10 protein-coding genes are annotated in these 10,807 nt (G+C 50.3%); 6 read left to right on the forward strand and 4 right to left on the reverse strand.

Translation table 11 applies throughout. From position 1 onward, the window contains the following. Positions 1-681 precede the first annotated feature (681 nt). Positions 682-1,683 (forward strand): Rpn family recombination-promoting nuclease/putative transposase, encoded by a 1,002-nt coding sequence (locus tag HUF13_RS04180; protein WP_173473951.1) that lies wholly within the window; start codon positions 682-684, stop codon positions 1,681-1,683. A 72-nt stretch (positions 1,684-1,755) separates the two neighbouring features. On the opposite strand, the gene HUF13_RS04185 is transcribed toward HUF13_RS04180, so the two are convergent. The 4 genes from HUF13_RS04185 to HUF13_RS04200 all read right to left on the reverse strand — a co-directional run bounded on the left by HUF13_RS04185 (position 1,756) and on the right by HUF13_RS04200 (position 5,548). Further along, positions 1,756-2,943 carry an NAD(P)/FAD-dependent oxidoreductase gene (locus HUF13_RS04185; RefSeq protein WP_173473952.1) on the reverse strand — a complete coding sequence of 396 codons (1,188 nt, stop codon included), beginning with the start codon at positions 2,941-2,943 and terminating at the stop codon, positions 1,756-1,758. Then, positions 2,933-3,127: a 4Fe-4S binding protein gene (locus tag HUF13_RS04190; RefSeq protein WP_173473953.1), complete on the reverse strand. Its 195-nt coding sequence runs from the start codon at positions 3,125-3,127 to the stop codon at positions 2,933-2,935. The genes HUF13_RS04185 and HUF13_RS04190 overlap by 11 nt, the downstream gene beginning before the upstream one ends. A 130-nt stretch (positions 3,128-3,257) precedes the next feature. Next, a complete protein-coding gene (locus tag HUF13_RS04195) occupies positions 3,258-4,712 on the reverse strand; it encodes a carboxypeptidase-like regulatory domain-containing protein (protein WP_173473954.1) in 1,455 nt (484 codons plus the stop codon). Next, positions 4,709-5,548: a TIGR02147 family protein gene (locus HUF13_RS04200; RefSeq protein WP_173473955.1), complete on the reverse strand. Its 840-nt coding sequence runs from the start codon at positions 5,546-5,548 to the stop codon at positions 4,709-4,711. The genes HUF13_RS04195 and HUF13_RS04200 overlap by 4 nt, the downstream gene beginning before the upstream one ends. Positions 5,549-6,004: 456 nt before the next feature. Between HUF13_RS04200 and HUF13_RS04205 the strand changes: the two genes are divergently transcribed. The 5 genes from HUF13_RS04205 to nuoF are packed head-to-tail and all read left to right on the forward strand — an operon-like array spanning position 6,005 to position 10,805. Beyond that, complete coding sequence (locus HUF13_RS04205; protein WP_173473956.1) at positions 6,005-6,640, forward strand: NADH-quinone oxidoreductase subunit B; 636 nt, start codon at positions 6,005-6,007, stop codon at positions 6,638-6,640. Positions 6,641-6,644: 4 nt separating this feature from the next. Further along, a complete protein-coding gene (locus HUF13_RS04210) occupies positions 6,645-7,247 on the forward strand; it encodes an NADH-quinone oxidoreductase subunit C (RefSeq protein WP_173473957.1) in 603 nt (200 codons plus the stop codon). Continuing rightward, complete coding sequence (locus HUF13_RS04215; RefSeq protein ID WP_173473958.1) at positions 7,244-8,437, forward strand: NADH-quinone oxidoreductase subunit D; 1,194 nt, start codon at positions 7,244-7,246, stop codon at positions 8,435-8,437. The genes HUF13_RS04210 and HUF13_RS04215 overlap by 4 nt, the downstream gene beginning before the upstream one ends. Next, entirely contained in the window at positions 8,434-9,495 is a 1,062-nt protein-coding gene (locus HUF13_RS04220; protein ID WP_173473959.1) for an NAD(P)H-dependent oxidoreductase subunit E, read from the forward strand. Before HUF13_RS04215 ends, HUF13_RS04220 begins: the two co-directional genes overlap by 4 nt. A gap of 2 nt (positions 9,496-9,497) precedes the next feature. Next, positions 9,498-10,805, forward strand: a complete 1,308-nt coding sequence (gene nuoF / locus HUF13_RS04225; protein ID WP_173473960.1) for an NADH-quinone oxidoreductase subunit NuoF — start codon at positions 9,498-9,500, stop codon at positions 10,803-10,805. Positions 10,806-10,807: the final 2 nt, after the last annotated feature.

Here is a 10,807-nt window from a genome sequence, read left to right on the forward strand (position 1 = left end):
GATCAAGAAGATTGTGGATCCGGTTGCCGGCAAGGAATTCACCTACGGTGACGGCAAGAATCCGGGCCCGGTTTGCACGGAACTCTTCACGAAGTACACTGCAATCCAGTTTGGTGAAGCTGAAGATCCGTTCGGCTGGACTGAAGTGGTGGATCTGTAGTAGGTATTAGGTAATAGGGGTTAGGGTTTAGGTGAATAATCGTGGCTTCGCCACTCTGTATAGATTCGCAAAGCGAATGATTCTTTATTCCTAAAACCTATAACCTACAACCTGTAACCTGTGACTTTTTCCCGTAGAGAAATCTGCGGGATTTTTTTGTTTGTAATTTCCCAAACATTTGCCATATTGACTTTCTTTTTGTTCTTTTATATATTCCATATTACGACGAGAAAATCCTGCCGACCGAGGCGTAGGCATCCACGGGCGGGTTCATTCCTTCTCGTAGTTGTAGGTCCGGTATTGACGGAAGCGATAGCTTGACTATCCCTGCCTTGGAAAACCCATGCGGAATACACTGCGATACATATCCCAACTTTTAGAGAAAAAAGTTGGCTTTAAAATTCAACAAAACGTTAACTGCCGTGTTCGGTAGTGTTTGAATTTTATTGCTTGGATATTGCAGTATTTTTACACATTCCCGAACGGTTTTTATGCCATTTAAAATGGCGAAGGTCTTTTTTATGAAAAAAGAACAGTATGCAGAGATGCTCCGTACTATCAGCGAAGTTCATAAAGCGGGTGGTGACATTCACAAGTGCATTATGGAATTTCGTGCAAAGTATAAATACGCTTACATCTACAATGATTCTATCTTCAAGTTGCTTTTTGGAAATCCTGAGAATATGAAGATGACTGCGGATTTCTTGAATGCAATTCTCAAATTAGATGGGGATGATTGCATCGACAATCTCACTTTTGTAAACCCTGCGGTAGATGGAGCTTTTGTCAAGACTATCACTTCGGATGTTGTTGTTGAAAACCGGCATCTGGAACGCATTGTTTTGGAAGTTCAACATGTCGAGGATGAAACTTTCAGCGATCGGTTGGTGTTTTATACGGCAAAGCATACTATTGCAAGTAAGCCAAGAGGCGATAGCTACTGGTTGCGTGACCTGAACCTTATCAGTTTGCAGATGTTCGATGGATTCCCTAATTCCAAGAATTATCGGCATAGCATCCGCCTCAGGAATCAAGATAACGAGGAATTCTTTAAAAAGCAGACGGTTACTCTTGTAGAAATTCCGAAGTTTCTTAAGGTTGGCTATCCGTCTGACCAAAGCCTTTTGGCTCAGTGGCTCCGTGTAATTGATGGGCTCAACAACGAAATGGCTATTTCGGTTCCTGAGGATTCTATGTTTGCTCTATTGCAGAAAAAAGCAGAATTGAGTATCTTTACAGAAGAGTTTCTTGTTAATGAGGCTATGGCAATGAGCGACCGTCAATATGAACTTTATGTAGAAAAAAAACATGCTCGTAAGGAAGGTTTGGAAGAAGGCCGCGCAGAAGGTCGTGCAGAGGGCCGCGCTGAAGGTCATGCTGCAGGATTGGCTGAAGGTGCTGAGGCAAAGGCTCGTGAAATGGCCCGAACTTTGTTGCAATTGGGCGATTCTGTGGAAAAAGTTCGGATTGTAACAGGTCTTTCAGAGGCTGATGTTGTCTCTATAAAAAATAGTCTTGGATAAGGGGGTGATCCCTTTTAAATAAAAGGGAGTTCCTTTGAGGAACTCCTTTTTGTGTTTATAGAAGATGGGTTGTTATTTGAACTTCAAGAACTTGTAAAGCATTTTCGCGGAGGAGAGTGGCGTTTGCAAGAAGGCGCGCTTTTTGCAGCCGTGCTTTGCGAAGTTCTGCAGAACCTTGTAGAGTTCCGTTTGGTCTGGCTTGTTGACGTTGAGCAAAAATCTGCGGAATTTGTACTCGAAGTCATGCATGCGACCAAAGTAATCGTAGCAGCGCTTTTCATAAGCTTTGAGGAATGCCTTGCTCAAGTTGCCGCATTCGAAACCTTCGTGGACGGTCTGGGCACAGAACCGTCCGGCGCGCATGGCGGCCGCGATGCCGCCTCCGGTAAGTGGGTTCGTGTGGTGCGCGGCATCGCCCACGAGGGCAAAGCGGTCGAGCGTGTAATCTTTCAAGACGCTTGAAACTGGGATGGCGCCGCCCACAACGTGGTTGATTTTTGAACCTGGGAACAGCTTGTAAAGCCATTCCATTGTGGTGTCCAAAACGTTTTGGCTGTGCTTGCCAGAAATCAGGAATCCGGCGCCGAAGTTCGTGACGTTGGACTTGACTTTCGGGAAACTCCAGATGTACCCGTCATTGATAAAGTCATGGCCTTGCCAGAACGTAAGGTAATCCGGCTTGGTCAGAATTCCTTGAACTTGGATGTCAACGCCCGTGCAAGTGAATGCCGGCTTTTGTAAGCAATCGAGCCCGAGTTGCCTTCCGATGCGGCTTTCAACGCCATCTGCGGCGATGACCATCTTGGCGCGGACTTCTTCGGTGGTGTCGCCTGCTCCATCGCCGAGCTTCACGCGGACAAGGCGCATTCCATTTTCTACATCACCGACAAATTCAGCGCGGGCGAGCTTGACGAGTTCTACGCCGTCGTTTTCGGCGAGGTGGGCGAGCCACGGGTCGAACTTTTCGCGGTTGAGCATGATGCCCGTGCCTTTTTGCGCGAGGTCAATGTTCACGCCGTTCGGTCCGTAAATATAAAGTCCATTGATGATTGTTTCGATGCAACTGTCATCGATAGGGCCGTAAGTTTGCAAATCGGCGAGCTTGGTGCTTGCTTCGCCGCAGCGCACGGGAATGCCGACCTTCTCACGCTTTTCGAGGAGGAGTACCTTGTGCCCTGCACGGGAAAGATTTCTGGCGGCAACGCTTCCGCCGGGGCCGGCACCAATGACTACGACATCGTATTCCTGATTACAGAACATCGTTCAACTCCTGAAGCTTGAGGGCGCCTACGGGACACGCTTTTGCACAGAGTCCACATTTGACACATTTTTCTTGATCAATTTGCAAGTCGAGTCCATACATATCTAGCGCCATCTGGGGACACACGCCGACACATCCTGCACATTCTAGGCATAAGCCTCTATCGTGAACGAGAATTTTCATAGAGTTTAATATATAAATTTATGAGTTCGTAGTTTCTAGGGGCGTTAAAAAAGAGATCCCGGCTCGGTGGCCGGGATGACATCTTTCGTCTGTAGCCGCTTCCGTGGCGTTCTTTTGTCTCTCGTCTGTTTTACTTTTGCAACATGTAGAACGCGCTGAGCCAAGCATGCAGGCGCTCCCAACCATCGCTGCTTTGCGTGATGGAATCACCGAGCGTATAGATAACGAGGTCTTCGAGTTTGTGATTCCCTAATGCTATGGGAGGAATCGATTGGAATTGGTCGCTGAAGTCTTTGTTGTCGGCGAGTCTGCCATCTATTACGATAACGACATGATGGTTCTGGATGAATATTGAAAAGTGGTGGCGTTCCCCGTCCAGGACTTTGTGGCAGGACGTGTCCTTCCGTGTGTAGTAGCTAATGGTATCTTTGGAACCCGTGGAATCCCTCTTGTAAAATTCGGCACAAAGCTCATCTGATTTGTGTCCAGCTTTTATACTGAAGGCGACATCGCTTTTTTTACGAGTGTCTATGTAAATGGAATCTTTAGCACTGGATAAGCTGTCTTTGTTTATCCAGAAACTGATGCCAAGAATGCTGCCAAAAGCTTCCCAGCTTTGGTTGTTGACGATGGTCATGCCGGGTGTTGTTTCTGCATAGGCTTTTTGAATTTGCATGGACGGGGAAATCGCATCACTGGAGGCAACTTTGAATTTGTATGTTCCGATACCGATGTTTGGGATAACTGTCAGGTATTTCGAATCGCTTTGGTCGTTTTCGAACTTATAGAGAGCGAGTGTATCGCCCTTGTCGCTAACAAGGACGGGATTCTTGTGGTCTGTTGTAACAGAAACCGGGACAATCATGGAATCCAGCGTTTTTGCAGAGCTTAATCTCGAGGCTGCAGACATGGCTTCTTGCGTAACTTTGACTGTTACATAACCCGGTATGATTTCCAATTTTTCGCCAGGAACAAAGTCCCACTTGACGTCTCTTGTCGAGGTATCGCGGCCTGCGCCTCTGATGAGCGTAATCTTCGTAAATTCCATTGGAGGAATTTCATTGAGGGTCACAATCCCTGCGTTGACATCCGTGTCGCCTACTCCGGCGCAGTTGAGCGTTCCCGTGATGCAAAGTGAATCGCCTGAACTGAGTCCGTAAGTGCTTAACCCGAGTTCTAGGCTTGCGTTCTTTTCGAGTCTTGCTTCGGGGAGCGTAAGCGTCTGCACTTCCGTCTTGTTTTCTTCGATGGAAAGGGTCAGGTAAGCTGACTGCGTATGTTCAGTGTTGCTGATTTGCAAAGCGTATTCGCCTGCAGAAATGCTATCGAGGGTGTACCGGCCTTCTTCGTCTGTCTCGGTCGTTTTGATAGGCGCCATGCGAGCGGCAACGTGTGTCGCCGAGATGAGGCTTACCTTTGCGCTTGTGACCGGATTTCCGTTTTCGTCCCTGACGATGCTTGCAATCGTTGTCCCGGATTCAGTTTCCGTGAGGACGCCGGCGTGATTTTCGTCGGAGCAAGCCGTAAATAGCGTTGTAGCGAGGGCTGCAATCCCTGCATGTTTTAGAGTTTTAAATAGCATCATGCCTTAACCTCCGGATCGAGGTTAGAGAACAGGTGGAGGTTCATCTGGTAAACTCCGCTTGCCTTTTCGTTGTCCTCGCTGATGATTCGTCTTGCCTTGGACTTAAATTCCTGAAGTTCGGATTCAAGTTTCTTGTAGGCGTTGTTCGAAATACTGAATGTGAGCGTACTCATGACGGTCGGCATCTTGGGGCGCGTGATGAGAGCCTGCTTGGAAAGTTCAAAACATTGCAACTGGTATTGCTTGATGAGTTCGGCGTTGTTGTACGGACCGCTGGAAATGGATTCCTTGGTCGGCTTCCAAAAACCCGCTTCGTTCTTGCGGGCGAGGCCTAACTTTTCCAAAAGAGCAAGCGAGTCCTTGAGCTTCCCTAGTGGAATTTTCGGGAAGATTCTCTTTTGCACGGGGGTCAAGTCATCTGTAACGTCCATAGCATCAAGAATAGCAAACATTGCGCTATGGTACCAGTGATTATAATATTCGTAAGTGTTTGAATCGAGAATATGCTGCGGGTTCGGGTGCAGGTGCAATAGCTCTTCCATGGCAGAACTGCGGGCCGATTCGGTCTTTGCCTGGTCGAGCTTGACCATGGTTTCGAAGTATTTTGCGGCTTTTTTATTGAGTCCCAAGACTTCGATGAATTTCGCGGTCATGCGGGGGCTGACCTTTTTTCCTCTGAGAACATCGGCGAAGTAACTGCGCGTCTTGGGGAGTCCGAGCATATTGCAAATCCCGGTACGGGTGAATTCCGGGTCGGACTGGACTCGTGCCGCCTGGTATTCTTCCAAGTACTTGCGGAAGTGCGTAAATTGATAAATGTCTATATAATTTTCCACATGTCTAATATAGTAATTATGAGAACTATGGTGAGAACATTTTTTTGATACATCTCCAGAATGTGATGAATGTTCGCTTGACGACTTCTTACTTTTTTATTACGATAAAGCCGGGCGTTGCGGGCTGGCGTCTGAAGCCCGCTCGAAGGGGTAGCAAAAGACGAGGCTTTTGCGAGGGGGAGGCTTCCCCCCCCCCTAACCACCAACCACTGTTTACTAACCACTTCCTACTGTCTACTTCCTACGACCCCCTTCTTTGGCCTTTCGCTTCGCTCAAGTCCCAAATGCTGGTCTCGGTCATGTCCAAACAAGTTTGGCCGCGACTCTCGACCTACGCATTTGTCCTACTTCCTACTTCCTGCTGTCTACCTCCTATTGCCTACTTCTTACTTCCTACTTCCTACTTCCTACTATTAAATTTCTATCTTTAGGCGCGAAATTTATGAGGTAACTCCTATGGGTAATGAGGCAGAAAAGCCGAATATCATTACGTCCTCGCTTGACTTTTTGGTCAACTGGGGGCGAACTAACTCCTTGTGGCCGTTCCCTTACGGTACGGCTTGTTGTGCAATCGAATTCATGAGTACGGAAGTGGGTCGTTATGACCTTTCACGTATCGGTTCTGAATACGTGCGTTTTACGCCGCGTCAGTCCGATGTGCTGCTTGTTGCAGGTACGATTACTTACAAGCAGGCTCCGATTTTAAAGCGCATTTACGAACAGATGGCTGAACCCCGCTGGGTGATTGCCATGGGCGCATGCGCTAGCTCTGGCGGTTTTTATGACTGCTACTGCACGGTGCCCGGTATCGACCACATTATTCCGGTGGATGTCTATATCGGTGGTTGCCCTCCTCGTCCGGAAGCTTTCTTCGATGCCATGTTTGACTTGCAGAAGAAGATCAAGGATGAATCTTTCATGAAGCAGCGCGTTGAACGTGTCAAGGAACAGCTTGAAATGATTAAGGTGAAGACTGCCGAAGCAAAGTGCGAAGCCAAGACCGCTATTCACGACAAGGTCGTGGACATCAAGGACTTCATGAAGGAAAAAGAACAGAACCTCGTGAAGAAAGCCCAATTCTGGAAGGAGTAGAAGAATGACTGTTGAAGAAATCTTCGCCATCCTTGAAGAAAGATATGGCGCGAAACGCGAAGTGCAGGACAAGTGGGGCGTGACCGCTGTTATTTCGGCCTCCTATCTGCATAACGCAGTCCAGTTCCTCAAGGAAGAATCCGGCATCAAGTTCGAAATGCTCGTAGATATTGCCGGTATCGATTACCTGACTTACCCGAATCACGAAGGCCCGCGTTTTGCTGTTGCTTACGCATTCAAGAGCATGTCCAAGCCGGTGAGCCGCATCCGTCTGAAGGTGCTGGTGTCCGAAGAAGACTTGAAGGTTCCGACGATTAGCGACCTTTATGCGAACGCCAACTGGTACGAACGTGAAGTTTTTGACCAGTACGGTATTGTGTTCAAGGGTCATCCGGACCTCCGCCGCTTGTTGAACCATGTTGAATTTGTTGGCCATCCGCTCCGCAAGGATTACCCTGCCCAGAAGCGCCAGTGGCTCTCGACGAACGATTACCTGCTTCCGCAGTTGGAACAGCGCCTTGAAGAACTTGGTTACAAGGTCGTCCAGCGCAGTAAGGAAGTGGAAACGAACGACAACGAATTTTTGGAAGGGAGTATCAAGGAATGATCGTATTAGATCCGAATGGCGAAAAGCTGAATTTGATGCCCTTGAACGTTGGGCCTAGCCACCCGGCGACTCACGGTTGCTTGCGCTTCTTGGCGGCTATGGATGGTGAAACCATCGTCGCCTCTGTGGAAGAAATCGGCTACCTCCACCGCGGGTTCGAAAAGATGGTCGAACGCGGTACATGGCAGCAAGTTGTTCCGTACACGGACCGCTTGAACTACTGCTCTGCAATCATGAACAACATTGCGTTCTGCCGTGCAGTTGAAAATATGTTCGGTGTTGAAATCCCGGAACGTTCCAAGGTCCTCCGCGTGATCGTGAACGAACTTTCCCGTATCAACGACCACTTTGTGTGCGTTGCTGCTGCGTTCCAGGACTTGGGCGGTACGACTCCGTTCATGTACGCCTTCAACCCGCGTGAAGAAATCATGTGCATCTGGGAAAAGCTCACGGGTGCTCGCCTTACGAACAGCTTTGCTCGCATTGGCGGCCTTTCTCGCGATAGTTACGAAGGTTTTGAACAAGATGTTCTCGCTGCCCTCAATTCTACCGAAAAGGCTTTGAAGGATTTGCACGCTTGCTTAGACCGCAACCGCATCTTCCTCGATCGTACGGTGGGTATCGGCAAGATTTCTGCTGAAAAGGCTATCAGCTACGGCTGGACTGGCCCGTGCCTCCGCGCCTCTGGCGTTGCCGCAGACCTCCGCAAGGATGAACCGTATTACGATTATGAAACCTACGACTGGGAAGTCGTGGTCGGCACTCAGGGCGACTGCAACGACCGTTTGCAAGTTCGCTTGGCCGAAATTGAAGAATCTGTAAAGATTGTGCGCCAGGCTCTCAAACGCCTTGCTCCGGGCCCGGTCGATATCGTTGATCCGCGTATCCGCGTGCCATCTCACAAGCTCGCTTACCAGGACATGGAAGGCCTTATCGGTCGCTTCAAGAGCGTTTACGAAGGCATCCGCGTGCCGGAAGGCGAATACTACTGCGGTTCCGAATGTGCTAACGGTGAACTTGGTTTCACGATTATTTCTGACGGCTCTGGCCATCCGTACCGCATCAAGGTGCGTCCGCCTTGCCTTACGCAGTTTGCTGCATTCCATGAACTCGTCGAAGGCGGCCTCTTGGCTGACTCCATGGCCGTGCTTTCGGGTCTCAACATTATTGCTGGAGAACTTGACCGATGAGAGAACATATTACTGGTGCTGTCCAATTTGTTTCGAACAATCATTTGAAGTTCGACCGTCCGGCACAGCCGATCGACGCTCTCCCGGATCCGGGTCAGACGTTTGGTTATGTGAACAAGCCTGTGCCGCAGCCTCCTACGGCTGAAGTGCTTGCCAAGCTCAACACTCCCGAAATCAAGGAACGTTGCGCCGACCTCCTTAGCCGTTATCCGGTAGGTCAGGCCGCTCTCCTCGAAGTGCTCTGGCTTGTGCAGGGCGTGTTCGGTTGGGTTCCGCGCGAAGGTATCCGCTGGGCCGCAGGCGTTTGCGGTTGCGCTCCGGCTCATGCTCTTGGCGTTGCTACGTTCTACACGATGTACAACCACGCTCCGAAGGGCAAGTTCTTGTTGCAGTTCTGCCGTAACATCAGCTGCACCATCAAGGGCGCTCCGAGCCTTATCGCGTATGTGGAGCATGCTTTGAACATCAAGACCGGCGAAACGACTCCGGATGGTCTCTTCACGATTCTCCAGGTGGAATGCCTGGGTAGCTGCGGCAATGGCCCGATGATGCTCGTGAACGACGACTTTGCAACGGACGCCGATGGCGACGTGCTCACGATGAAGCCGGGCACAAAGCTTACGACCGACAGCATCGACCGCATTCTCAAGTGGTGCTATGCTCATGAAGACAACATCCCGAAGCACGATGTGCTTGGTGGAACGGTAAAGGGTCACTGCGGACATCCGGGCGCACCGGGTGCAATTGCAAAGCCGCAGGTGGCTGACTATGCACCTCCTTCTCCGGTTTTGAACGTCAAGGCCGAAGCGGACGAAACGGGCGCAACCCTTACTTGGAAGGGCGCTCCGGAATTCACGAAGCTTGTTGTTGAAAAGAAGAACGGTGCATCTTGGGTCGCTGTGGGCGAGCCGGGCGTTAAGGACAAGAGCTTTGTCGATGCTTCTGGCAAGGTCGGCGACGAATACCGTATGATTGCGACCTCCGGTGAACGTGTTGCTAAACCCTCGGCTGTTGCGGTTACGACGCAGAAGCCCGCACCGGAACAAAAGGCGGTTTAATTATGGCTGAATGTGTAAAAGTTTGTACGCAGAACTTTGGCAAGGGCGCCCAGGACATCGAAGTCTATAAGAAGTTGGGCGGCTACGCTAACATTTCGGAACGTTTGTTCAACATGAGCCAGTTCGAGCTCATCGATTACGTGCAACGTTCTAACCTCCGCGGTCGTGGTGGTGCAGGCTTCCCGACTGGCATGAAGTGGAGCTTTGTGCCGCGTGGTACGGGCAAGCCGGTTTACATTGTCGTAAACGCTGACGAAGGCGAAGGCGGTACGTTCAAGGACCACTTCCTCATGCTCGAAGATCCGCACCGCTTGATCGAAGGCCTTATCATTGCCGCTTGGGCTCTCGGTTCCCGCGCAGCCTACATTTACTGCCGTGGCGAATTCCTCCCGTGCATCGAAGCCTTGAACAAGGCTTTGAACCAGGCATACGCTGCCGGTTACCTCGGCGAAAACATTTGCGGCACGAAGTTCAGCTTTGATATCTTTGTGCATCGCGGTGCTGGCGCCTACATTTGCGGTGAAGAAACTGCTCTTATCAACTCTCTCGAAGGCCAGAAGGGTCAGCCGCGCCTGAAGCCGCCGTTCCCGGCTGTTTGCGGTGCTTGGAAGTCCCCGACCTGCGTGAACAACGTCGAAACGATCATGTCGCTTCCGTGGATTTTGCAGCACGATCCGAGCGAATACGCCAAGATGGGTACTCCGCGCGCCGGCGGTACGAAGGTGTTCTGCATTTCCGGTGACGTCAAAAATCCGGGCGTGTATGAAGCTCCTCTCGGCACTCCGATGATGACTATGATTAACGATTACGCCGGTGGCGTTGTTGGGGGTAAGCTCAAGGCTGTGCTTCCGGGCGGTTCCTCTTGCGCTCCCTTGACGGCAGAAGAAGCTGCTGTCGCCACGATGGACTATGAATGCCTCGCCTCGATGAAGACGATGTTTGGTTCTGGCGCTATGATCGTGATTAACGATACGCACAACATGGTTGACCTTTTGAATTGCCTCGGCAACTTCTACAGCCATGAATCTTGCGGCCAGTGCACGCCGTGCCGTGAAGGTACAGGCCTCTTGCACCGCATCTTGAACCAGATGGTGGCCGGTAATGGTCACGATGGCGATGTGGAACTCATGCAGAGCCTTTCTAGCGGATTTGGTGGCGTGACGATTTGCCCGCTCTCCATTTCTTTGGGTGGCCCGGTTTCGAGCTACACTGCAAAGTTCCGTGCGGACTTTGACGAATATATCGCTAAGAACCCCGAACACGCAAAACCGCGTATTCAAGAAACAAGTCGTCCTGGAATTTTCTGGTAATA

The organism is Fibrobacter succinogenes, from assembly GCF_902779965.1.
In the GTDB taxonomy this organism is placed as follows: Bacteria; Fibrobacterota; Fibrobacteria; order Fibrobacterales; family Fibrobacteraceae; genus Fibrobacter; species Fibrobacter succinogenes_F.